This window comes from Algiphilus sp. (genome assembly GCF_965216485.1).
Lineage (GTDB): Bacteria > Pseudomonadota > Gammaproteobacteria > Nevskiales > Nevskiaceae > Algiphilus.
This window is the reverse complement of record NZ_OZ244162.1, coordinates 72,057-95,929: the sequence shown is the minus strand read 5'-3', so window position 1 is coordinate 95,929 and position 23,873 is coordinate 72,057. Positions and strand designations below refer to the sequence as shown.

General features: G+C 57.4%; 16 protein-coding genes and 2 pseudogenes. 4 read left to right on the top strand and 14 right to left on the bottom strand.

Annotation, left to right across the window (positions count from 1 at the left end; all coding sequences use genetic code 11):
- Positions 1-170 precede the first annotated feature (170 nt).
- The 4 genes from ACOOFO_RS00405 to ACOOFO_RS00390 are packed head-to-tail and all read right to left on the bottom strand — an operon-like array spanning position 171 to position 6,935.
- Positions 171-1,394 carry a Wadjet anti-phage system protein JetD domain-containing protein gene (locus ACOOFO_RS00405; protein ID WP_420427714.1) on the bottom strand — a complete coding sequence of 408 codons (1,224 nt, stop codon included), beginning with the start codon at positions 1,392-1,394 and terminating at the stop codon, positions 171-173.
- Complete coding sequence (locus tag ACOOFO_RS00400; RefSeq protein WP_420427713.1) at positions 1,391-4,813, bottom strand: SbcC/MukB-like Walker B domain-containing protein; 3,423 nt, start codon at positions 4,811-4,813, stop codon at positions 1,391-1,393. The genes ACOOFO_RS00405 and ACOOFO_RS00400 overlap by 4 nt, the downstream gene beginning before the upstream one ends.
- On the bottom strand, positions 4,810-5,463 hold the full coding sequence (locus ACOOFO_RS00395) for a DUF4194 domain-containing protein (protein ID WP_420427712.1): 654 nt from the start codon (positions 5,461-5,463) through the stop codon (positions 4,810-4,812). Before ACOOFO_RS00395 ends, ACOOFO_RS00400 begins: the two co-directional genes overlap by 4 nt.
- Before the next feature lie 2 nt (positions 5,464-5,465).
- Entirely contained in the window at positions 5,466-6,935 is a 1,470-nt protein-coding gene (locus ACOOFO_RS00390) for a Wadjet anti-phage system protein JetA family protein (RefSeq protein ID WP_420427711.1), read from the bottom strand.
- A 113-nt stretch (positions 6,936-7,048) separates the two neighbouring features.
- On the opposite strand from ACOOFO_RS00390, the gene ACOOFO_RS00385 reads away from it, so the two are divergent.
- Positions 7,049-7,816 carry a WYL domain-containing protein gene (locus ACOOFO_RS00385; RefSeq protein WP_420427710.1) on the top strand — a complete coding sequence of 256 codons (768 nt, stop codon included), beginning with the start codon at positions 7,049-7,051 and terminating at the stop codon, positions 7,814-7,816.
- A gap of 218 nt (positions 7,817-8,034) precedes the next feature.
- Here the strand turns inward: ACOOFO_RS00385 and ACOOFO_RS00380 are convergent.
- Positions 8,035-9,157: pseudogene (locus tag ACOOFO_RS00380) on the bottom strand (IS3 family transposase).
- Positions 9,158-9,510: 353 nt separating this feature from the next.
- Between ACOOFO_RS00380 and ACOOFO_RS00375 the strand changes: the two are divergent.
- Together ACOOFO_RS00375 and ACOOFO_RS00370 are read left to right on the top strand one after the other, a co-directional pair.
- Positions 9,511-14,088 (top strand): RHS repeat-associated core domain-containing protein, encoded by a 4,578-nt coding sequence (locus ACOOFO_RS00375; RefSeq protein WP_420427709.1) that lies wholly within the window; start codon positions 9,511-9,513, stop codon positions 14,086-14,088.
- A complete protein-coding gene (locus ACOOFO_RS00370; RefSeq protein WP_420427708.1) occupies positions 14,085-14,405 on the top strand; it encodes a hypothetical protein in 321 nt (106 codons plus the stop codon). Before ACOOFO_RS00375 ends, ACOOFO_RS00370 begins: the two co-directional genes overlap by 4 nt.
- Before the next feature lie 217 nt (positions 14,406-14,622).
- On the opposite strand, the gene ACOOFO_RS00365 is transcribed toward ACOOFO_RS00370, so the two are convergent.
- The 7 genes and pseudogenes from ACOOFO_RS00365 to ACOOFO_RS00335 all read right to left on the bottom strand — a co-directional run bounded on the left by ACOOFO_RS00365 (position 14,623) and on the right by ACOOFO_RS00335 (position 21,408).
- Positions 14,623-14,853, bottom strand: coding sequence for an integrase core domain-containing protein (locus ACOOFO_RS00365; RefSeq protein ID WP_420427707.1), 231 nt, complete (start codon positions 14,851-14,853; stop codon positions 14,623-14,625).
- A gap of 2 nt (positions 14,854-14,855) precedes the next feature.
- A pseudogene (locus ACOOFO_RS00360) lies at positions 14,856-15,292 on the bottom strand (transposase); the annotation flags it as partial.
- A 107-nt stretch (positions 15,293-15,399) separates the two neighbouring features.
- Complete coding sequence (locus ACOOFO_RS00355) at positions 15,400-16,350, bottom strand: hypothetical protein (RefSeq protein ID WP_420427706.1); 951 nt, start codon at positions 16,348-16,350, stop codon at positions 15,400-15,402.
- 557 nt (positions 16,351-16,907) lie between these two features.
- Positions 16,908-17,996 carry a TniQ family protein gene (locus tag ACOOFO_RS00350; RefSeq protein ID WP_420427705.1) on the bottom strand — a complete coding sequence of 363 codons (1,089 nt, stop codon included), beginning with the start codon at positions 17,994-17,996 and terminating at the stop codon, positions 16,908-16,910.
- Positions 17,997-18,000: 4 nt separating this feature from the next.
- Complete coding sequence (locus ACOOFO_RS00345) at positions 18,001-18,912, bottom strand: TniB family NTP-binding protein (protein WP_420427704.1); 912 nt, start codon at positions 18,910-18,912, stop codon at positions 18,001-18,003.
- The gene (locus ACOOFO_RS00340; RefSeq protein ID WP_420427703.1) at positions 18,899-20,785 is read right to left on the bottom strand and encodes a Mu transposase C-terminal domain-containing protein; all 1,887 of its coding nucleotides are present in this window, start codon (positions 20,783-20,785) and stop codon (positions 18,899-18,901) included. Before ACOOFO_RS00340 ends, ACOOFO_RS00345 begins: the two co-directional genes overlap by 14 nt.
- Positions 20,782-21,408: a TnsA endonuclease N-terminal domain-containing protein gene (locus tag ACOOFO_RS00335; protein ID WP_420427702.1), complete on the bottom strand. Its 627-nt coding sequence runs from the start codon at positions 21,406-21,408 to the stop codon at positions 20,782-20,784. Before ACOOFO_RS00335 ends, ACOOFO_RS00340 begins: the two co-directional genes overlap by 4 nt.
- 222 nt (positions 21,409-21,630) lie before the next feature.
- Here ACOOFO_RS00335 and ACOOFO_RS00330 point away from each other — a divergent pair, with 222 nt between their 5' ends.
- Positions 21,631-22,308: an ATP-binding protein gene (locus ACOOFO_RS00330; RefSeq protein ID WP_420429810.1), complete on the top strand. Its 678-nt coding sequence runs from the start codon at positions 21,631-21,633 to the stop codon at positions 22,306-22,308.
- Positions 22,309-22,393: 85 nt separating this feature from the next.
- Here the strand turns inward: ACOOFO_RS00330 and ACOOFO_RS00325 are convergent, their stop codons facing one another.
- Together ACOOFO_RS00325 and ACOOFO_RS00320 are read right to left on the bottom strand one after the other, a co-directional pair.
- Positions 22,394-23,116 carry a TorF family putative porin gene (locus ACOOFO_RS00325; protein ID WP_420427701.1) on the bottom strand — a complete coding sequence of 241 codons (723 nt, stop codon included), beginning with the start codon at positions 23,114-23,116 and terminating at the stop codon, positions 22,394-22,396.
- Positions 23,117-23,265: 149 nt separating this feature from the next.
- A complete protein-coding gene (locus ACOOFO_RS00320) occupies positions 23,266-23,754 on the bottom strand; it encodes a c-type cytochrome (protein WP_420427700.1) in 489 nt (162 codons plus the stop codon).
- Positions 23,755-23,873: the final 119 nt, after the last annotated feature.

The window sequence follows — 23,873 nt, the reverse complement described above, 5'->3', positions numbered from 1 at the left end:
CTGGGGGGGGGGGGGGCAGAAACTTGCTTGACTGTGTCACTTGAGGGAGACACCCGCGGAGGGCCCGCGCTGACCTGCTATCGCGGTCGCTGTGCCCCGGGTCCGTGTACTACTGGGGTTCTATGTCTGCAACGGTTAGAACGGGATAGGACATATACGCATCCGCCAGTTCACTTTGGCGATCGCCACTCCATCGCCTCCTGCTCATGGAAGAGTCCCCACTCGTTCAGTGACTGTGATTCTGATGTCCAGCCGTGGCGTTCGCAGATGCGATGAATGGCGGTTAGTTTGCCTGGATCGGCGGTGACACCAATACCGTGGTAATCGGTGCTGCACATCCCCCACAAATCCAAGCGGTACCCCTCCATAGCGGCACGCTCCGCTATACGTGAAGCAATGCGAAATCCTCCAAGATCAACGTCTCCCCAATGCAGCACTGAAGCGGGCTTCAGGCTCCGTAGGATCTTCTGATAGGCGTCTAACAGCGAAGGGGAAGGGTGACCCGCAGTGTAGATTGCCACGAGGCCGCAATTGTTGTCCGCGAATGCAGCCTCGTTGAAGCTTGATAGGTTTTCGATGGATATCACGCATTGGATCGGGCCGCCACGTACTTCAGTCAGTGTCGTAGGTGCAAAGCCTATATAGGGCTGTACCGCTTTGATGTGTTGCCCATTGATCGACAGCAAGGCCTCGGAAGTGCAATGCAATAGCATCGTTTGCGGGTGCTTCACGAGTCCAAGGCGAGCGAAGACGGACTCAGGTTCATCAGGGTCCGGTTCCTCCAGAAGGAGCGCAAGCGGGCGCGCGAGTGATTCGATGCGCTTTGTGTCATTGAACAAGTCCGCACTAACGCGACGGAGTAGCGCATCATGCTTCTCCGTGTTGAGTCGCTTGGTCTCTTTGATCACGCGAATAGCGTCAGAAATTTGATCCGCCTTTTCCGCCGGAATGCCGCCCGCTGATTTTCCGTAGCGCCACGCATCCATCAAGGCGCGCGTTGTTGGCAGTTGGTCCGCCTGCAACGCTTTCACTTGCTGGATCGCCTTTTGCGCTATCTCCCATGGTAGGGGCTGGCCGAGGATTGCGGCCGCGGCCTTGGGGTCTTTTAGTTCGACACGCGCCAGCTGACCTGCATCGCCTGCAGACGGGTCCCACGACAGCGCAATGGCGCCATGGCCGGCATATAACCTCGCTCGAGCGTGATACTCCTGTCTGTCTGCGAAGCGTTCCAGAGCGTAATACTCAGGAAGACTGGCATTGGTTGCGGGAAACCCGATCGTTTGGTGCGATAAAACGCACTCATGATCGAGCGTGCCGGTTTGGAATACGCGATTGGCGCAACGCCGCAATAAGCGACGAACAGTTTCATCGCATGACTTACAGCCTGAATTCACAGTTGAACGCGCACGGCGTCGTCTTGTTCTTCGGTCGGCGGCGTGAGACCCAGCTGCTGATATGCCTCCTGCTCTATTGCCGGGTTTTCGGAGGGGAAGTCGCTGACCATCAATGCGTTGGCCGCCGGCTTGAGGCGCGTCCGTTCCATCAGAAGGTCTGTGCCCTCCCGATCTAGGTCGTAAATGGTTTGGGTGATTGGCTGCAATTTGGTGCGTTCGAGTTCGGGGCCGGCCATGATCAGTTGCATGCCGAGGCTCTGTAGGAACCGGGCGGTGGCGACGGCATTCGTGGTGTCCATTCCGTGGAAGGCCTCATCGAGGCACATCACCCCCATCGCGGCTTGTTCGCCTTTACGGTTGTGCAGACGGTATGCTTTGGCAAGCGCCGCGCCGGCAGCAATGTACATTGGCGCAATATGCTCGCCATTCGAGCCTGCGCCTTGACGGTTGCTCATGCGGTCGACCCGATGGCCGTCCACTATGATGTCCAGATCGTAGGTGAAGAATTGGCGGTAATCGAGGACGGCCTCCGCGTTGCTCGATTCAGCGGCCGCCTCGACAAGATCGCTCAGCGCCTTATTGACTTCACTGGCGTTATCTCCCAACAAGGCGTACTGCTGATCGTTCTTCGCGATGTACTTGATGTAGTCCACCAGCTCCTTATAGTGCGGAACCACCGTGACGGTGAAGCGATATCGCTCACCACCCGTAAACGCAGGGCAGGCATCCAGGATCTTGTTGCGCTCTCTTCGTTCCAGCTCCATCTCGTTGAAGCGGTCATTGAGAGACATCGCTATATCTGAGCGCAGCGTGTCTTCTGACGCCTTGCGCGCGACCTCCGCTTGGGCCTCGTAGTTCGCCAGATCGGTATTCTGCAGCTTGTCCTTCTCGTTGCCGGCCCAGTCGTATCGTTCGTGCCAACCCATTGCCTGCAACTGAACGTCAAGGCGGTGGTCGCTGATGTACTGGCTCAAGGCGAGAGAAGCGTTCTCGTGCGCGCTCTTTAGGCGAGAGCGATTGTTTTCTACGCGGCTGTCTACCCCCTCCAATCGCTTCTCATAGGAGTCCGCCGTGCGTTCGATCTCGTCCTTGATTTCATCCAGTTGGGTCGGGTCGATCAACGGGTTATCGCGCGCTTCCCGCTCCTTCTGGAGCAGGCCATCAACTTGCGACGCAAGATTGGCGTGCTCTCGCTCCGCGGCTTTTATCTGTTCGTCGAGTCCGCCTTCTAGGCGGAGGGTCTTTAGGTAATCCTCGTGGCACACCTCAATTTCCTTATCCAATGTCTCCACGGCTTCGCGCACCTCATCCAGATGAGATACGTCGAGCCGCTCAAGCTCGCTCTTGAGTCGATCTACATCCGATGCCACAGCTTCGATTTTTCTGGCGGCATCTTGGTCGCCGTCGAGCGCAAAGGCGGACAGCACGGATAGCAACTCATCGAGCGGCCGGACGCGTTTATCAATGGCGGCAATCTTGTTTTCCAGCTCAAGCACGTGTTGGGTGAGTGAGGCGGTGTCGGTGGCGGCATGGCCAATGCGCAAATCATTCTTCGAGACGGTGCCGATGGATTTGGTCAAGCCGTTTTGGCTGAGCATGCCGTCTTGCGTAAGCGCGCGAGCGAAGCGCTCAAGTTCCTCTTCGGTGCTGACGAGCCGCATGGAACCGAAGCGATTCCAAAGGAAGCGGCGCGCGGTCTCGTTATCGGCATCCAATACACCGAGCACATAGTCTGCACTTCTCGGTGATATATCGACGCGCTGCAAATGCGCGGGCTGCACGATGGCCGCGCCTTTGCATTGCCCGCCGCGTTGCCGTGCTTCCCTGAGAATGCGCACGGCCTCTCGCGTGTCCCCATCGAGTACAACCAGCGCATCGCGGTCGTCACCGAGGTAGCGTTCGATCGCAGGCGCCCAGCTCTGGTCAGTGATGCGAGCCAAAGCGGATACGGGCTGACTGTCTATGCCGTGGCGCTCCAGGAGGCCGTGTAAGAACACGGCCCCATCGTTCATCATGCGGCCAGTGTTGCCGATGACCTGGATCGTAGCCCGCGTATTGTCGCGCTCCTGGGCGGCTCGGTCCTTATCGCGGTTCAGGCGATCGACCAATGCTTTTACCGCCTTCTGAATGTCGCTGAAGCTGTCTGATCGATGGCGCAAGGCGCCGAGGGTGGCGCCAGGGTCATTGGATTCGCGCGCGCCTGTCAGGGCACGCAGCGTTTCGTGGATTGTGGAGCGCGCGTCGCGCAAATCCAAATCGTCGATGGCAGCGCGAAGGGCGTTGATCAAGCGGTTAGCGCGATTAACCGCAGGCTCTTGATAGGCATGGATGATCGCCTCTTGCGAACTGATCTTTTCCATCAGGTGTCGCCGCTCTTGCTCGCTGGCGTCACTATCCAGGTGCGCTTTGAGTGTTTCGCGCTCCCCACGCTTGGCTTGCAGTCGCTGCTCGTCTTTCTTTACCTGCGCGGTGGCCTTCGAGCTTTGATCGCGCAGGGTGTTGATTCGCTCGCCGACGTTATCGATTTGTTCAGATAGATTCTCATGGTCGAAGATGGCCTTGATCGCATCCAGAGCCGCCAGACGGCGCTCGGCCGAACGCGCGCGGCTGAAGTCGCCCAATATCCCCTGCAGACGAGAAAGGCGGGCTTTGGTTTCCTGGATCATGTTGCGCAATTGTACGAATTGCTCGACCTGCTTTCGGAACGCGTCGATCTTCACCGGGTTCGGCTCGATCACATGATTGCGCACAAACTGATCGACGGAGTCGACGTTCTTGAGCGTCATCGATTTCACGAACGAGGTCATGAACCGGTCAGGGTCTGGCATATGCTGGCCGCTCAGAGCGTAGAGAAGCTCTCGCACGTACTCACTGGACTTGTCGGTGAAGGTGGGCGTGCGACCCGCTGCTTGCGCATGCGCGCGTCGCTGCTCCTTAAAGTCCGAATAGGCAATTGGGCAGCGCTCATCGCCCATGCGCTCAATGCAGTCGGCGGCACAGAGCTCTTGCCCAGGAAGAACGAAGAGTCCTTGGTTTTCGTGTTCCCCTGTCTCTATGTCGGCTTCCATACAGAGACCGGCGGAGAGCACGCCATCCGGTGTTCCATCGCCAAAGACCAGGGCAATATAGGTTCGTGCTACGTCACGGGCACGGCCAATAATCTCGCCGCCCTCGTCGGGGCTCCGGAGCAGGCCGAGGCAGTAACCCGCGAGCGTGCGGCGATTCTTGCTAGAGACCGATTGCGTATTGAACCGCAGGTGTCGCTGGTTCCCGCCAAGCATTGCGATCTGAATCGCATCTAGCGTGGAAGACTTGCCTGACCCGTTGGGACCCAGAAACGCCGTAGACCCTTCTATTTCGACGTCATACTCCTCGTGCAGGTAATACTGGACAAGAACGACACGTTGAAGTGCTTTCATGCCGCGGCCTCCGCGTTGTTGGCGTTGATGCCCTCCGTTCCAGCCGTCTGTGAATCGGGTTCATAGAGCGCTTCGGCGTGCGCCTTGAGGCGAGCAAGGGAGGCCTGGTTAATAAGGCTTTGAATGCCCGGGAGAATCTCCACATACCAAGTGGGTTCGCCGAATTCCTCCGTTTTTGCGGCCCGCGCTATACCCCATCGCTTCATGTCATCCAGCAGCCCCATGATCTCGTTTTGTGGCTTCAGTGAAAGATCGCGTTGGGTGGCCGCCTTATAGGCGGCGGCAAGTTCCGACATGCTCACACCAGCGACACCTTTGTCCAGCGTGCCCCGACCCATGTGGTGGTCGTATAACTGAGCTAGAACAAGAGCGAGAAGTGATTGCTTCAAACCGATCTTGTGCCCCTCTGGAATTTTGGGGACCGCTGCAACATAGCGTGCTGCCTCGTTATGATCGAGAACGCAGCCGAACAGCCATAGGGCCTCTTGAAACTCCCGCAGATACCTCACCACCAGGTCGTAATCTGTGCGTTGCTGCGGATTCGACTGGTATAGGACCTGCTCGTTGAATAAGCGCATGGCAGCGCGTTGGAAGTCGACTTCTCCGTACTGCGTTTGCCCCTCGACGAGCAGATTCCACGTCTTTGGCACAGCTACTTCCTCTGGTTAATGCGGTGAATGCGTACTTCTGGCGCCTCGAGATAGGCGTTGCCAAAACGTCGACCCGTCGGCTCAATGACGATACGCCCACCCGCCACAGTCAAAGGGCGATGGCGGCCCGGTTTTCCCTGTGCGCGAGCTTCTGCGCGAACCGCAAGCAAACCGAGCCGACTAAAGCTGGCAAGAATGCAAAGATCGTTGATGGACTCCACCGCAAGCTCACTGGTCGTCACAGAGCCTTCCTGTGGCAGGTGTCGATCGATGTAGCGCAGGATGCGCTCATCGGAAACCTCGCGATTCCCGCGCATGATCTGTCGGAGGTAGCGGCGGACCTGTTGTTCGGGTGACAGGGCGCGCTTGCGAATGACGGCTTTCGTGCGTTCTTTGGGTTTGCCCGCAGGAAGGCGTAGACCTTCGTTGCTAAGCAAGCGGCCAGCTGACCAGCCGAGGGGAACCGACAGGGCGCCGTCGCCTGCATCATCGGCGCGAACAAGAGCATCGATGGCTTGCCCAACCCAGGAGGAGAAATCCCCTTGCGATCGCACTTGGTAGTTCAGATACCCCAAGGCTTCGTCATTCGCGCGCGTAACGGCGTCTTGCAATTGAGAGAGCAAGCGGTCGACCTTGCGCAGCGCTTGAACGCTCTCGGTGTCACGGTCGATCAGTTGGTCGGCCGCACTCTGGTCCTTGCAGCGGTAATTCTTCTGGTACCACTGCCGTAGCGCTGCGCGACTATCCGGAAGTTCGGTGATATCGGCAACCAGCTCGATGATGTCCCAGCGCGCGGTCAATGGATGATTCCTTGAAAACAGGTCCGCGTAATCGCCAATGTAGAGACTGGCGATATAGTCACCGAAGAAGTGTTCAAGAAAGGCGGGGGTGGAATCCATTTCTCGCAAATGGTCACTCGCCTCTCGAACGCGCATGCGCGTCGTATTGAGCATTTGCAACATCGCCGCGCACTCCTTGGCGGCCACGGGAAAAACCGCAGCATTGTCACGCGGGTCGGCTTTGACCTGCCGAAGGTTGTTGCGAATCGACTGAACGCGTCCGCTAATGAAGTCCGGCCCCTGCTCAGAAAAATTCCGCAGAAGCTCGAACAGGCTCTGCACCGTTGGCCGCATGATGACGAACTGCAGGAAGCCGACTTGATCGAAGGCAAGCCAGTCCGTCTCCACCAAGTACCGCAAGGAGTCGCTGGCTCTGATATTCAGCGGCGCACCCGACTCTTCGCCGTCTGCGCCATGACGGTCCTCCCAGCGTTGTAGGAAGTGCTCCAGTGAAGCGATAACTTTGCGCTGCGACCAGCCATCACCTTCCGGGGGCGCCGCGCCTGGCGCGAAAAAATCGTCATAAAGGTGACAGAGCATCGCCCAGTAACGCCGCACATGATCCGTCGCCCCCAGCGGGCGAAAAAGCCGCTCGGGGATGCGATCAAAGAGGTTGACGGATTCGTCGGCCACGCGCACCCGGGAATTTACATTGATGATAAGTTATCATAGATGTTAAGAGTAAAAAAGGTGGCAGTTTGAGCGCATATCCAAAGCACGCAAAGCGGGAGGAGCAGTTCGCCTTCATGGAGCTGGTGCTCGGCTTTGAAGGACTGCTGACCAACGAGCGTCTGCGACGCCACTTGGGGGTCACCAATGTCAGCGCGTCACGGCTTATCGGCGCTTACCGAGAAATGCACCCTCGCAACATTCAGTCGATGTCGGGCGACGGGCGCGGTCGTTACTGTCCCAGCAGCGATTTCTCGCCGCAGTTCACTGAACTGACTACCGAGGCATACTTTCGTGTCGCGGCCCCTTCATGCCAGGATCTAGCTGTCGAGTATGTCGCCCATGATTTCACCGCCATCGAGCCGGCGCATTTCCGAGAAATTCAGAAGGCGCTTCGAGAGTCAGCCGCGCTGCAGGTCGTTTACCGCTCCATGACGCACCCGAAGGGGGTCGCCCGTGTCCTGCACCCGAAAGCGTTCGTCTTTGCCAGCCGCCGCTGGCACCTGCGTGCATTCGATGAGCATTCGGATGAGCACCGTGATTTCAATCTCGCCCGCTTAAGCCGCGCCGAGTGCGTCACTATAGAGCGCGTCCCGCCTGCGGATATCGATTGGGACAAGTTCGTCGATCTAGTCCTGTGCCCTCACCCACAGTTGTCAGCTGATCAACAGATGCTTATCCGTGACGAATTAATGCAGGGAGCGGCCGCCCGCCGCGTTAGGGTCCGAAAGGCACTTGTACGATATGCCTTAGCCGAGCTGGCGGTTGCGCAAGATGCAGAACAACAACCACCCCCAGATTTTCAGCTTTACTTGCAACGCATTGACGAATCTGACAGGGGCTGATTTTGGGGCTATTGGCAATACTATCGATATCCCGCAATTTTCTCAGGGTGATAGGTTGGATTGCATAATCACTTCTCGTACGGGGTGAAGTTAACCCCCCACGGCGCTCGTACGAAAGTAAACGGCAATGCGCATGACAAATCCTGTCCCGGTCCTTGGTTGTGCGTATTTGTCAGGGGGAGCTAGGGTGACTGGTTATGGTATTGACCTGCCTGCCTTTATCTGACCACTGATTCAAGGAATCCGGCCTCCGGTTGGTGGTTGCTGCTGAGAGTGGCTTTGTACCCGTTTGGTGTTGGGTAGCCAAGGCTTGAATGCGGGCGGACGGCGTTGTAATGACGACGCCATGCTTCGATGATGACCCGGGCTTCGGTGCGGGAGCGGAACCACTCCATCGACAGACATTCGTCACGTAGCTTGCCGTTGAAACTCTTGTCCGTGCCGGTCTGCCATGGCTTGCCGGGTTTGCTGTGCGCCGTATCGACCTTGGAGTCGTTGATTCTTGCAGGACGGCGCGCGACACGAATTCAGGCCCATTGTCCGATCGAATGATCTGCGGTGCGCCATGCTGGTTGATCAACCGGCTCAGCACATCGACGACCCGTGCGGAGCGGATAGAGCCGGCCACGTCGATGGCCAGGCACTCGCGGGTGTATTCGTCGATGATCGTCAGGCATTTGAGCTTCGGGCCCTTGGCACAGGCATCGAAGACGAAATCATAGGCCCAGACCTGGTTGCGCATGCTGGGTGTCAGTGGCTTGGGACGAGAAACAGCCACGCGCTTCCTCGGCCGCTTGCGGGGCACCTGGAGGCCGGCCTTGTACCAGAGCCGGTGGCAGCGCACGACGCTCATCGGATGACCTTCTCTGGCAAGGAATATTCGAATGCGCCGGTAGCCGTAGCGCGGGTACTGGACGGCCAGCTCGCGCATGACAGCGATGGCCGGGGCAACTCGCTTCTCCAGAACCGACTCGTAACGCAAGGTGGATCTCGCAACGGCAAGCAGCGCGCCCGCTCGCCTCTGTCACACACCGAGTCGGACCGCGTGCTGCACGGCCCGTCGGCGTGCGGGCGCGCCTAGAATTTTCCCTTGGCGATGTCCTTGAGTGCGTCGACCTCCAGGTCGCGCTCAGCCAGTAGGCGCTTCAGGCGCGCGTTTTCTGCCTCCACAGCTCGAAGCCGCTCCACATCCGCTGTCTCCAGCCCGCCAAAGCGCTTGCGCCACGAATACAACGTCTGCTCGCTTACTCCGTGCTTTTTGGCGACCTCACTGACCGGGCGGACATCCGTCTCCCGCAAGATGCGCACCATCTGCCCTTCACTGAATCGACTCTTCCTAATCTGCCTCTGCTCCGTGTGCAGAGGCCATCTTCTCAAGTTTCAGATGGACCGAGAATCGGCTGGAAGGACACGCAACAAAAGTTATGCACGGATTCTCATGAGGAAATCGAGGCTCCCGCGCGTAACGACAAACGAATGCGTGCCACTTCAGCAGTTGAGCAACTCACGAACCACCAACTTTCAAAACGGTGCTTAATCGGCCTGACACGAAGCCTGAACCACTTGTCAGCTATGCCGTACCTCTGGGTCATGCCCGCCTCTCGGACGCGGATTTTCGCACCTATTGTTATCGCACCTGACCTTCCAACTCCACGCGATACACCTGCTCAACTCTTCCGCCATAGGTGACCAAAATGTCCGTTTCATCCGCATTGCACCGACTGAACCGTGAAAAGTGCTGCTTGCACGCGGTCTTCTTTCTTATTTTCTTGGCGCCAATTTTCATGCTATCCGGGTGTTCACGTTTTGACGAGGCAGCTGAAGAGCATTCCGGAGACCCAAATGCAAACGCAATATACTCAAAAATTCTAACAAACGGACTGGCTAACGAAGTTCATGAAAATGCATTGGTTCAGGCCCCTTCAGCTGATGTGGGTGAGGTTCGCTTTCGCAGCGCTAGTAGTGAGCCAGGGGTGCCCTACGTGGTGGATAATGGGGACCCTAACCGGCCTTCTTGTAGCTATTACGGAAATGAAATGTATCTTTGTACGATATTCCAGGGAGATACTGTCACCTATAGGCCAGAGTTAGCTTGCGCTCCGCTTGGCACGGTCATGGAATTTGCGTTGGATGAGTCGTCTGTTCCGGTAGGCGCTACAGTAACCTTGGAGCCGAAAAGAATTGAATATAACGGCTGCACCGCTTTCCCCAAAAGAGGCCTAGAAATAACAATTATTACTAGTCCGGATATGACCACTGAAGAGATGCATGAAATCTCAATCGTGGCGACAGTGACTGGCCCAAACTATAGTGGGGTTGGCGACTATAAAGCCTCAATACTGCTAGAAAAAAACGCAGACCCGGATTGCTTCACGAACTCGCACAACGCAGCGGCAGGAACGGTCGAAATTATTTCCGGCAACGTTGTTCTGCGGGAGAACGACGGGCTGAGCTTTCACGAGGATTTCCTCTCGCCTCCGAGAGTCTTGGATTCACGAGAATCGCGATGGAAGATTGGGCAACATTATCCAGTTTTCGGGCTTCGGACTACACGCACAATTGCTGACGCCGAAAGCGGTGACGTAGTGGCGATGAATGAGACAGTAGATGTCATTTGGCCGGATAGTCGGCACACCACATTTTATCGGTTGCTGGGTCAAGTCGGCGAGTATTATGCTGACTCCAGTGTTAGCGACAAAATGGAATATCTGGAACCTGTTGCGCCTGACGGGGCACGCTATGTTTTGACCTCTCGTGACGGCTCTGTAACAAGGTTTGCTGAAGACGGACGCACACTAATTTCCCACGAGCTCAGTAACGGTAGGGTCTTAACGCAGTCTTCGAAAATGGAGTCAGGGAGCACGACTAAAGGGACTGTGACGTTCAAGAGTGATCTAGGAGAAGAATTTAGTTATCGCTTCGATGCGGAGCGCTGCCCGGCAATCACCGGCCTCGTTCATCCAAATGGTGGCGAAACCCATTATGAATACGACTCAAACTGCAATCTCTCGCGCGTCATTGACCGCGCTGGTGATACTCTGGAATACGAGTACGTAGCAAGCGAACCACTGGATGCTGGAGGGGGTGTTTTGATACCCCGCGCAAAACTACGCTCAATGATTGATGAGAGTGGAAATAAGCGCTATGAGTGGAAGTACGATGATAATGGTAGGGTCATAGAGGTTGCAGAGGGAAACGGTTTGCGGACAACGTCAATCGAATACCTAAGCGACCAAATGATGCGTGTGAGCCAGCCGAATGGCAATGTGCAAGAGTACGCTTATAGGAATACTGTGAGAGGTCCGCTCCTAGAACGTATTACGACCCCTTGCGGAGATTGCTCCAACAGAACCTCTGAGCGAATTTTCAGCCCAGACGGAAAGGTGATCAGTGAGATAAGTTTTGGGGGGACGCAGACTCAATACAACTACGACCTGGACCGGAATCTCGTGACACAAATCGTGGAAGCAGCTGCAACCCCAGAGGCGAGGGTGACAACCATCGGGTGGCACGCTGATTTTGATACACCGGTCCGAATTGAACGTGGAGGGAGAATCGTAGAGCTTTCGTACGACCAGTATCGAAACCTAGTAGCTCGTTCTGTTACTGACTCTTCGGGCGGGCGTGTCCGCGAGTGGCACTATTCATACGATGAGAACAACCGCCTAGTCAGCGTAGACGGCCCCAGGGACGATGTCGCTGACATTACAACGTACGCATACCACCCCATTGGTGGAGAAGCACCCAGTTCCGGGCAGCTTGCTCAAGTAACGAACCCTCTCGGTCATGTCACAAGTTATAGCGGATATATAGGGCCCGGACAGCCTACCCAAATTACCGATCCTAATGGAACCGCTACGGTCGTCTCATACAACGCCAAAGGTGGAGTAGCGTCGATAGAGATCGAAGGGTTGAAGACAGAATACACTTATCACCCCACCGGCGAGCTTCACCGATGGCTCCAGCCAAGCGGGAAGGAGTTTGTATTCGAATACAACCTGCTAGGCGAGTTCTTGGAAGTTACGGATGCCGACGGCAATCGCGTTGAGTTTGAACGAGACGCCGCCGGGAACCGTGTACAAACGGATATCCGAAACGCACAAGATCAGCTAATTGGCTTGCAAAAAGCCGAGTACGATGCGCTTGGTAGGATTGTTGCCAGCTCGGGCGCTTATGGTGGAGAAGTGACTGCTTTTGACTACGATGCAGAAGGCAACCTTGCTAGTGTTACGGATCCCCTAGGTCGCGTCACTACACGTCAATACACACGTCTTAATCTTGAGTCGAGCGTTACGTTGCCCGATGGAGCAGAAGTACAGCTAGAATATAACGAACTTGACGATCTCTTATCAGTAACTGATCCTCGTGGGTTGAAAACCACCTATTCCAGTAATTCCTTGGGAGATCTTCTAGCAACTGACAGCCCTGACGCAGGGCTCAGCCTTAACTTGATGCACGACTCGGCGGGAAATCTGCTGAAGCGGAAGGACGCCAAAGGGCAAGAGACGGAATTTCAATATGATGCCTTAGGTAGAATAGTTCGCGTTACTTACGCTGACGGGGGGGCAGAAGCCTTCGTTTATGATTTAACGGATCCAGACCATGGGAAGGGTATTGGAAAGTTGACCCGAATGGTCGATGAAGCTGGAGTAACGGATTGGAAGTATGATGGACTCGGCCGGGTGGTAAAGACAGTGGTCACTGTGGGCGGGACCTCGCTCGTCACCCAATATGCTTATGACACAGCTACAGGCTCTCTGAAGCAAGTAGTGCGCCCGAGCGGCAAAGTCCTGAGCTACACTTCGAGCAAGGGGAGTATCCGCTCAGTCGCTGTCAATGGCTACACGATAGCGACTAACCTTACCTATTCCCCCTTTGGAATGCTTGAGTCATGGACTTCCTATGACGGCACTACGCATTCAAGAACGTTTGACCTAAATGGCAGAATCGTCGAGGACTCTATCCACAGTGAGATCCGTTACGATACCGCTTCACGTGTAGTGGGATACACCTATGGGAATGAGAGTGCGCTGAGTGGCTCCTACGAAATTCAGTACGAGTCTCAATCAGATCGGATTTCATCAATAATAGGGAACGGTTTTGAGCAGACATTTACTTATGACCTGAATGGTAACCGCACTACAATGCGTAAGGGGGATATTTCTACCTCCTATTCAATTGATCCTGCCAGCAATAGAATCTTGAGCGTCAATTCTGAGGCTGTCACTTATGATCCAAACGGATCGAGTCTCACTGGTGGAGAACGGGTCTACGCATATAATGCTGCAAACCGGCTAGCGCATGTTAAGAACATGGCAAACCCAGCAGAAGTGCTGCTCTCAGCTACTTACAATGGATTGGGGCAGCGACAAAGAAAAACTTCGCAAGCAGGAGTTCGGCTGTTCACCTATGATGAGAGTGGACGCTTAGACGGTGAGTATGACTCTAATGGAAGGTTGGAGCAGGAAACGGTATACATAGGAGGGTATCCAATGGCGGTGCTTCGGCCGTATGTTGCATACTATATGCACTCCGATTGGAGAAACGCACCGCGACAGATTGATAACTATAATTCTCGACCTGTTTGGGCGTGGGATGCCTTGGCTTTTGGCGATGCCAACCCGGACGGATCGCCTGATGGTCAATTTGTAGAAGCGAAATACGCGTTGCGCTTTCCTGGGCAGTACCACGATGAAGAATCTGGACTGAATTACAACTGGCATCGGTATTATGACCCTGATCTGGGCCGGTATATTACCAGTGATCCTATCGGTTTAGTGGGGGGGCTGAACACCTACGGGTATGTAGGGCAGAACCCCCTAAACTTCATTGATCCATGGGGCCTGGCCGGATGTTATGTCGGCTTTCCGGGGTATCCGATCACGATTCCAGGGACAAACACCAAAGTCCCGCTTACTCACGCCGGCGTGGTGTCCTATGACGATCAAGGTCGCACCAGATACTACGAATATGGCCGTTACGAAAGCGACTTTGGCAACGTACGGCGAAGGACGATTCCCGACTTAGATATTGGGCCGGGCGGTCAGCCTACGCCCGAATCTTGGGCACGACTCCAGGAAGCACTGAACCGCATCGGAAACGGCACCGAGGCTGAGACAAGCTGCGAAGCCGATGCTGACGCGGATCGGATCAACGATTTCGCTGAGAACCGAATGAATGAGCCGAATCGCGCGCCATATAGTTGGATGCCGTGGAATTTTAACACCTGCACCACGTTCGCTCGTGACGCATTAGGTGCGGGGCTGAGATGATCAAATGGCTGCCTTGGTTTTTACTCGGATTAGTAGCACTTGGGGCGATCTTCTCGATGGTGCTGCTACTTAATGCCGGAGCCGCACTCGATAACTCTAGGTCGGAAACGAAACGTCTCGCAGATAGGAGCGACTTGGCGATGGTGATCCTGCGCCGAGACTGGCGCGGAAAAGATGAGTCCCGAGTTATTGCGCTTGGCAATGAACTAAGTGCAGATGGGGTAATCGTCAAGAGAGTAGAGAGTGGCCACCAACTGGGCGATATTGTCTTTGAGATAGAGCGTGGCAAGGTACGAGACGTCCAATACATCGACTGAAAAGCAGCAACACGATCCGCAAACCCCGCCTTGGCGGGGTTTGTTTTGGCGCAGCACGAAACTTCCTTGATCGTGTTTCTCAGCCCTCCATGGCCTTGAGGGTATCGGTCATCTGATGCTTGGCGATCATGGCGTCCAGCACCTTGATGATGACCTGCCCGCCGATTCTGAGTCCATCCGAAACTTGAGAAGATGGCTTCTTGACCGGCTCCCAGAATCAGGTCCGACCGATAGTGGAAAAATCGGCCTCCTGAGATGCGGCGAAACCCGCTCGGGCCCTGTATTCGCGGGCGAACTCCGCTGGCGTCTTCCATCCGAGGGCAGAGTGGCGTCGTCCCTCGTTATAGAAGCATCGCCACTGCTCGATCTTGCACCGGGCGTCGGCCAGTGACAAGAACCAATGCTCGTTCAGACACTCCTGCCGGAGCAGGCCATTGAAGCTTTCCACCAGCGCGTTGCCGCAATGTCTCGGATGCGACCGCGCAGGGCCGCGCAGTTTCGTGGCTTCGCCTCGTAGCGGCACACCGACCGCGCCAGACGCATCACCGAGCAGCCGCGCCGCTCGCTGACTCCATATCGCTCTTGCAACCGACCCACCAGCTCGCGCTTCCTGGCGGGCCTAAGAGCTTTTTTGCAACGACGTCCTGCAGCATGGCCTTGTCCAGGCTGAGATCCGCGACCAGCTGCTTGAGCTCCCGGTTCTCCTCTTCGAGCAGCCGGAGCCGCTTGAGCTCAGATGGTCCGAGACCACCGAACTTCTTGCGCCAGCTATAGAAGGTTGCCTCGGATATCCCCATCTTGCGGCAGACCTCGCCTACCGCCATGCCCAGCTCCGCCTGCTTCAGCGCGTAGGCAACCTGCTCCTCGGTAAATCGCGACTTCTTCATGCCATGTCTCCCTCATCCCAACAGGGCCAGCATGACCGAATCCTCTACTTCTGGTCGGACCAGTTTTCTGGGAGCCGGTCAAGCCGGTTACTTGATGCATTGCAGGTCTAGCTTGATGCTAGTAAGCGTGCAGAAGCCCCCAAGCGGGAAAGTCTCGCAGAAACAGTTGCAGCGGCCACGCTCCGGTGCAGGCTATTGCCTGGGAAGAGGTGATGACTGTGAGCTGCTTTGGCTCCGTCTCTTAGGGACAGGTAATTGGTAAGTGCGTGAGTAAGCCGCTGGTCGAGAGCAATGGCGGCGCTTTCTGTCCGAAAGAAGTAAGCGTCATACCCTGTGGGTTCGATTGCTCGTACGCCAAGCCTGACGACTTGCTCCAGCGGCAGGCCGGTAAGCCCAACCAATACTCCAGCCATTGCGGCGCGCGCATCGGCAAAGTTGTTAGTAGTGTCAAGCACCTCCAGAAGCTGCCTGATCGCTGCGTCTGCCGCATTGCGTGATGTGGCCGCCTCACGAGCGCGTGTTGGCTTCAACTCAACGCTATGTCCATTTCGGCGCAAGTGCCCAACGAAGGGCATTAAAGCGTTACGCTGGCCTGGGCATCGTCGGAGGTAGCTTGTGATTGCTCGTTGATCAAGCGGCTTCGTTGCTGTGTGCTGCAGCAATCCCGTCGCGGCTTGGAGGTAGCTCTTCCGCGTGCGCGTCGATCGAAACGCGCCTCTGTGGTTGGGTCTTTTCAGTTCATCGGCAAAGGCCCGGAGCGTCGGCCACCACGGCTCGCTGGCGACGCGTTGCAGTAGCGTGTCAATCTTTCTTTCTTCTGCAGCTTCGCTGACTTCGCTGGTTGTGGGAGTGCGTATCCCGAGTCCCGCCAGATACGCCATGACGGCTTGAGAGCCGCGCAACTCTTCGGGCGTATAGCGCTCTAATAGCTTCTTCGAGTCTATTTCCCTGATGTGCTCGAACCTGGACTCGAGTTGCGCAAAGTCTGTGACGAAGTTGTTGAGGCGAGCCGCGAGCGGCTTTGCCGCGATTTCGCCGATCTTCTGCTCAACAAACATGTCAAAGAGTTCACGCGCCCACGGTGCTGCGAGCCTCTGGCGAGCCTTAAGCTGCCGTTCGGCGACTTCCGATATCCAATAGTCGTTCCCCGCGCGCTTCAGATCGTCGCTCCGATCGACTTCCGAGCATAGGGGACATAGCGGTCGCCCATGCTGCGTGTAACGCGCGACGCGCCGATATTTGTAGCATCCCGAGCATGTTCGGCGGTTGTTCCACGATGGCGCAGTTTTCCCGCCCGGGTAGTGCTTTCGGCACTGCTTGCAAACCACCCCCTCGCCCACGCGAAGTGCCGCACGAGGAGTATCGCGCCCGCAACGCAAGCACTTGCGGTTGATCCTTGAACACGGCCCGCAAAGGCCGCTCTCCTGAGACCGATGTATTCGCGCTGTGTTGCCGCAACTTGCGCAGGCAACGCGCTGGAACTCGCGCTTGTAACACGCTGCGCAGAAGCGAACGCCACCGTGCACGCGTGTGGCCTTTTTCATGGGGCGACCACAGCAACCGCAATGGCTTTTCCCTATAGGCGTAGATCCAGAGGTCACCGATTCGACGCGGCTCATCTCGACCGTGCTCCGAGCACGCGATCCAGGCGCTCGCTAATCCGCTTGGAAGCATCCGGATGGGCGAGTGCCTTGCGCTTATTCGCGCGTTGCTTGGGAGGCTTGTAGATCTTCTTCACGCGCTTTCGCGAGGGTCGAAGCTCAGCGCGCACGACTTCAGCCAGCCATGTCGGGACACCAGAGCGCCGAGGGTGGATCACCATTCCTTGGGTGAGGTCGCATTGCCGAGCCCTCAATATGAACCTGTTCGGCCACTCAGTTGATAGCGAAACGACGGCACGAAGGCCTTGCGCCCGCCTCTCGACCCGGGATTTCTCCAGTTGCGGGTGTTGTGGGCCCCGGCCGACCAATGTCGCGGCGTCGTCCTGCCAGAGGCCGGGTGTTCCGTTGTCGCGCGCAGCTGCGCCAAACATCACGCGCAGTCCGGCAAGCCAGTCTGCGAATGGCGCGTTCAGTGCCCCACTCATGAATCTATTCGTGTGCAGCGCCTGTAGGAGCTGCTTCTGCGTTGAAATGGTCGTCGGGTCGCAGCGCACCCTCTCTCCGCGGGTCAACGAGGTGCCGCATTCGCCGCAATGCGTTAGCGGCACATCTGAGGGCCGATACGCGCTTATTGGGCTATCGCATGCCGAACATGCGTCTCGCAGCAGGCGGTCATGTCGCACGCAGGCGAAGACGAACGCGAGCCGCCACGTGCGCCGCAAATGGGGCGCCTTATCTTGTGAGAGACAGTCGGGGCATACCTGTTGGCCATGGAGTCGGCGCGTTCTGTGGTGCACGCCGACAGCGAGAATACCGGGTGCTATGGCGCGTTTCCGGTCGTCCCCTGCGGATTGGCTTTCCGCGGCAAGGAGCGACGTGTCCGTCGCCCTGGATGCGTGCGTGCGTGCGAAACGCGCAATCGCATCCAGTTGCTTGTTGCTCAAGCTCCGATCAAGGTCGCGCGTCCAGGGAGAGCCTTCGCCCCAAATGAATTTCGCAAGGCCGTGTGGCGTTTCCCCGTGCGCCTGCGCAAGCCTGAACAGCCAGCTTGAGGTGAGCTCGCCAGAGAGGGGTGGAACCCTCGCAACGGTTCCTCCAATCATCGAACTAGAAGAATGCCGCCGAAGCAGTCCTGATTCGCTCAGATGGCTTGATCCAGCCGCATTGTTCGATGGTTTCCATTGTCAGCTTTGGCTGATCGCGCATGATCGCCCAGTGCGTCATGTCTGCCAGCAGGTCGATCAGCCCGCCGATCGTGCTCTCCGCCTCGAAGAGCAATCGCTCCGCGAATCTGGGTTCGGCCAAATGTGACGGTTCCGGAAACGGCAAATGCCCTTCGATACTGTGAGCCAGTCGGCGCCAAGCATTGCCTCCCCACAATGGGAGGTGCACGGGTCGAAATCTGCTCGAGAATTGAGTGTCGATGGCCAGGGCTGCCGTCGCCTCCTGGACGCCAGACACCACGATGCTCATGCGTCTGCGGGAGCTGAGGTTCTTCAGGATATTGAGCAGGTTGCGCTGCGCTGCCGGGGTCCCGCTCGCGATCACGTGGAACTCATCGATGAGCAGCACTCGTGTCTTGAAATACGTGAGCAGTCGCTCCGCCTTGTAGCGAAGGCGATGAATGTTGTCATCTGGCCGGAATGGCACTCCAAAAGCATCGATCACCTGATTGAAGAATTGCCGTTCGTGCGGTCCATCGAGTGCTTCGATCAAGACAACAGGGACCTCTAGCGGCTCGTCATCCATGGACGGCTCTTCTGGAGGGGCGTGCTTCTTTGCGAACCGTCTCAGCAGCCGCGTCTTGCCATTGTTCGGGGCTGCCAGAAGCGCCCGGCAGGGCGGTCTGTGCGAGGCAGGGAGCGTCAGGAGGTGCTCCAGGTCGAGATGCAACGTCTCAGCGGCTGGATAGTTGATCCAGGGGAGTGCATGCGCTTTTCGGATCCTTTCCTGTTTGCCCAGCTGTAGGGCCTCCCTTGCATGGTCGTGCAAGTGCGGAAACGCTTTAGTCCCATTCATGGTCGTACGCGCCGACTTCTAGTTCGGCCAAGTCCGTGGGGGGCATGCCGGCACCAGCGGTTATATCCGTGCCTTGATTACTGTGTGGTCTTGGTGGCGGCGAAGGGGGTGGCCGAGTCGATTCCTTGTGGGCGGCGCGGCGCTGAACTGACCGTCGCGCCGATTTGGTCTTCTTCGCGGCCCCCACTTGGATGCGCTCCATTTCATCAATGGACTTGAATATGGCGGCCTCGTTGACGGGCTTGCCTTCCTTGAGGAGCTTCCTTCGCGCGGCCCGAATCTCCCAAAGGCTTACGTGAGCGCGGGACAAATTGGCGGTTGGAATGTCGTGGTATGTCTCTGAATCTGGATCCCAGAACAACACTCGCGCCATGTTGCGCGGGTCATACCGAACCTCGAACTTTCGGGACTTTCCGCTCGAAGTGTCGACGACACCAACCCACTTCCGGAGCGCCTCACCAAAATATCTGATGCCCTCTAGCGATATGCCAGTCGATTGAACAGTTCGGTACGTAATCGGGAGGAAGTCGATCTGTAGTGATCTTGGGTCGGCTGGCTTGGCGGGCAGGCCCGCTGCGAGCGTGTCCTTCGAGCCGAGGATGCCGTCTTGAAATTTCTTTAGCGGCGGAATTCCCAAGCCGGAATGCCGCTTGTTGTGGTACTCACCCAATAGGAAATGTGCGAGCCACTGCTCAAGCTCTCGCAAGGTGAATTGGGCGCGGGCATCGGAATCGTAGTCGCCTCGCTCGTTCACATTTGAAAAGGTTGCGCCCTCAAGATTCTTCATCCTCCTCGCGATCGTGCCGAGCAAGCGCTCAATGTGAGCGCCAAACCTTGGTTTTTTGACTGGGCGCCAGTGGATGTCGATCAGCTGGTTCTCACACCCCTTGGTCACCGCAGCACAGCGAAAGTCCGCCCCATTGTCGGCGTGGATGGAGTCTGGCTTTCCCCATACAGGCCACTCCAGATCCAGTTCCCGTTCGGCTAACCACTGGTCCTTCGGGAGCATTGATTGTGCAATCACCAGGCCAACGGAAAGCGCGCTGGGCGGGTCGAGCGTCACAAGAAAGCCCGTCACCATGCGGCTGTACACATCAATCGCGACAGTGATCCAAGGTCGCCCGATCGATTGCCGGTGCGTGTCGTCAACCACCATGAGGTCGACAGGCGTGTGGTCAATTTGGACCACCTGCAACGGCCAGTGCGCATCCGGAAAGGTTCCCGGGGTTGCCTCCATGCGCTCTGAGGCTCTCCGGTCGCCTCGGCGCTCGGCTTTTACCCTCGCGGAAACGCGCGAGATGCGCTTGCGGATTGTGCTGGGATGCGGCGGCTTAATGCCAGCCTGCTTACAGGAGCGCAGCACCTCTTCGCAGATGAAGCTAGGTGAGGGTTTTTGGGTGGTGAGGTAGGAATGCTCAATGTGGTGCTTAATGATCGCTTCGGCTTCAGCCGAGATCCTGGGCTTATCGTATCCACCAGACCGCTCTTGGGGCACCAAGGACAGGAGCGTCCCGGTGTCTTCGAAGAGGCTGAGCCAGCGATAAATCGAAGATGCACCAACATTGTGCTTTCGTGCGATTGATTCGACTTCCGAGCGGGTTCTATTCGTCCGCCCCAAGAGTGGACGGATAACCTCGTGGCGGAATCGCGCCTGCTCCCAGCGATGGTCGGGAATGTCAGAGAGGCTGATTGGATCAACCGCGTTTGCCCCATCTCTCGCAGCTGTCAGAGTCGATACGCGAAGGATGTCACGGTGCCCTGTTTCGGTGCTGATACCCACGACAGCGTTGCAGTCCAGGACATGCGATATCTCGTATTCGCACCCTTCAGACAGGACCTTGTCGCCGGGCGAAAGCGAAAAGAATTTCGTCATACCGCCACCTCGCGCTCATGGGGCTCGGCGTCTAGTTGGGGGGCTGCGACTCTGAGGCGGGTGTCGGGGCCGAGAGGGAGTGAAAGGTCTGTTTTGAGTCTGCGCGTGGCAACGAGGTGCCAAATAGTCGCAGCGAGCGCTCCTTGCCCACCTGGCCAAGGCGACAGGCTGCTGAGAAGTTCATTGATGCTCGGGTCAACACACGAACGCACCTGATTCAAGACCCGCTGCGCTTCAATGTCATTGACCGGATGGAAGCGCCACCGTCGCAGGAACTTCACATTCGCCAAGTGCCGCGTTCGTATACCGAGCTCTGTGCGGATGCGAAATTTCCACCCCCTGTCTCGGCAAAGCGCAATAGCTGCGGCAAACCGTGGCCGCAAGTCGCTCCAATGCTCGCGCAAGTCCTGGCGCGTCTTGATTTCATAGAGTTCTGGGGCGCGCCGGGCTTCTGGCACGAAGTGGACTAGCGCGTCGGGCGTGTATGTGCCCTCTGACCCGTCGGACCTCGTGAAGGTGACCTGGAGCGGTTGCTCTTCTACCGAGAGCACCGCTTCGTCGAAATCGAGGAGGACGTAGAAATCTCTTTCAAGGGGTGACTCAAAGGCGACGGAGCGTCCCATGCAGGCGATCGACACACGGCCCGTCACATTTCGATAGTTCCTGGGGATTTGTCTCGCTGGCACCTGACGCGGCCTCTCCAAGGGGTGGGATGTTCGCCTGCTAATGCAGTCTCACCTACTTCGCGTAATTTGCAACATAGTCTCAACTACTTTGCACACCAGTCTCACTAGCTACGATCAAAAGTACGCCAATTTTGCTTTTCAGTACAAGTATCTTCGCGAATTTACAGAGGCAGCGTTCCACGCCCGGGTGAGATCAGTCTGAGCCATTTTGGTGCACTATTCCTGGATGAGCTGCCCGAATGGCGACGCGATGCCATAGAGGTGCTGCGGGAGCCCCTGGAAACGGGGCGGATCAGCATTTCCCGGGCCGCGCGCAGTTGCGAATTTCCCGCTCGCTTCCAGTTGATCGCCGCCATGAATCCCTGTCCGTGCGGCTATCTCGGCGACACAGCTCGGGAATGTGGTTGCACGCCCGAGCAAATCGCGCGCTATCGGTCGCGCATTTCCGGACCGGTGCTCGACCGCATCGACCTCCATGTCTCTGTACCGCGGGTGCCGGTGGAAGACCTGGTCGGCGGAACCTCTTCCAACAAGCCGCGTGGTGAATGCAGCGAGGCCATCCGGGCACGGGTCGCAGCTGCGCGCGAGGGGCAGCAGCAGCGGCAGGGCAAGTTGAATGCGGCATTGAGTGCCCGTGAACTGGAGTCGCTGTCAGTCTCGCGTCAGGCCATGGATCTGCTGCTTAGCGCGATGGAACGGCTCGATCTTTCCATGCGCGCCTACCATCGCACCCTACGCGTGGCCCGCACCGTTGCCGATCTGGCTGGCGAGCCTGTGGTGATGCCTGCGCACATCTCCGAGGCCGTGCAGTACCGGGAACCGGCGACGCGGGCCTGAGCGAAGCTGTCCTCGCGCACGGGTGTGCATAAAAAAGGACCGCCCCGAGGGGCGGCCCTTGAAGTACCAGCAAGTACTGCTTGCCTTACATCAGGTCAAAGCTGTAGCTGGCATCCACGATCAGCTTGGGATCGTCGTCGTCGATGTCGGTGGCGACGAAGCTGAAGCCGAAGCCGAAGCCGTTCTCGAGGCCCGCGGACACGCCGAGGTTGTACTCGATGTAGGAATCGCCATCCGGGGTGAAGGCTTCGTTGCCCTTGCCGCCGTTCAGGCCCACGGCCGCGTCGAAGGCGAGGACGTCGGTCAGCGGGAAGCTGCCGGAAGCGTAGACACCGTAGGCCGAATCATCGGCGCCGAAGTAGGTGTCCGGGGCAAAGTAGCCCGACAGGGCGACCGGGCCGAAGCCCAGCGAGCCATAGAGCTCGATCGTGTTGTAGGACGGATCCGGCTGGTCCAGCTCGTCTTCTTCGCTGTACCAATAGTAGATCGCGCCGATGTCATAGGTGATGGAATCGCCACCGGAGAAACCGGCGTACACGTCCACTTCGGCGCCGGTGCTGCCGTTGTCGCCCAGGTTCGGCGTACCGCCGAAGTTCACCGTGGCCGCCCAGGTACCAACGTAGAAGCCGGAATCAGCGGAGTAGTCCAGGCCGCCGTAGACGGACGCACCGTCAGACTGCGCGAGACCGCGGAACAAGTATTGGCTCATCACACCCGCGTTGCCGCTGAGGTCCGCACTGGCTAGGCCGGGTGCGAGCGTGGCGGTGCCCAACGCGGTGATTGCTGCGATTCGCTTGAAAGTCATCATGAGTAAGCCTCTCCAAATTTCTAACGTTAAGGAAAGGACCTGACCGTTGCCTCGGCAGCCTGGAGGCGCGGATCTGGACCTGCCCCTCCAAAAGCAAAGGGCGTGCCATCTTGGCACGCCCTTTGTAAATCAGTCACTTGAAGCTTTCGTTACACGCCGGATTCTTCCAGCATGTACTCCACCGCTTCGCGCACGTTGTCGTCACTGAGGTCGGAGTTGCCACCACGGGCCGGCATCTGGTTGAAACCATTGATAGCGTGGTCGACAAGCGTGTCTAAGCCCTTTTCATCCAGCCGGGCCTGCCACTCGTCGGCATCGCCCATCTTCGGCGCGTTGAGCGTGCCAGCGTTATGACAGGCGCCGCAGGCGAGGTCATAGACTTCGGCGGCAGAGAGATCGAGTCCTCTGCTTGCGGTTTCAACCGGCTTCGGTTGCGGCAGCTGGGATTCGTCGGTAGCGACGATGGCCAGGGGCTGGATGCGCTGCTGCACCTTGTCCACTTCGGCTGGGCGCAGACCCTCGCTGTCGTCTCCCCCGATGACATTGGCGGCAGCGATGATGAGGATGGTTATGACAACCAGTGCTCCCATGACGCCCAGCGCGGTACCCATGAATTGTTGATCGTTGGCTGCAGACACGGCAATTCCCAGAAAACGGTGGCAGGAACGCATTATAGCCGCGACACTATTGATAAGCGTGGAAAGGGCACTTGCCGTTGCAGCAGATGGTCAGATGCCGAAGTAATTGAAATTGAGGA

Bases quoted from the DNA above. Each gene is read 5' to 3' on its own strand.
- ACOOFO_RS00385 (WP_420427710.1), top strand. From the start codon at position 7,049: ATGGAGCTGGTGCTCGGCTTTGAAGGACTGCTGACCAACGAGCGTCTG.
- ACOOFO_RS00340 (WP_420427703.1), bottom strand. From the start codon at position 20,785: ATGACGAAATTCTTTTCGCTTTCGCCCGGCGACAAGGTCCTGTCTGAA.
- ACOOFO_RS00350 (WP_420427705.1), bottom strand. From the start codon at position 17,996: ATGATTGGAGGAACCGTTGCGAGGGTTCCACCCCTCTCTGGCGAGCTC.
- ACOOFO_RS00325 (WP_420427701.1), bottom strand. From the start codon at position 23,116: ATGATGACTTTCAAGCGAATCGCAGCAATCACCGCGTTGGGCACCGCC.
- ACOOFO_RS00370 (WP_420427708.1), top strand. From the start codon at position 14,085: ATGATCAAATGGCTGCCTTGGTTTTTACTCGGATTAGTAGCACTTGGG.
- ACOOFO_RS00355 (WP_420427706.1), bottom strand. From the start codon at position 16,350: ATGTTTGTTGAGCAGAAGATCGGCGAAATCGCGGCAAAGCCGCTCGCG.
- ACOOFO_RS00375 (WP_420427709.1), top strand. From the start codon at position 9,511: ATGTCCGTTTCATCCGCATTGCACCGACTGAACCGTGAAAAGTGCTGC.
- ACOOFO_RS00400 (WP_420427713.1), bottom strand. From the start codon at position 4,813: ATGAAAGCACTTCAACGTGTCGTTCTTGTCCAGTATTACCTGCACGAG.
- ACOOFO_RS00335 (WP_420427702.1), bottom strand. From the start codon at position 21,408: ATGGGACGCTCCGTCGCCTTTGAGTCACCCCTTGAAAGAGATTTCTAC.
- ACOOFO_RS00345 (WP_420427704.1), bottom strand. From the start codon at position 18,912: ATGAATGGGACTAAAGCGTTTCCGCACTTGCACGACCATGCAAGGGAG.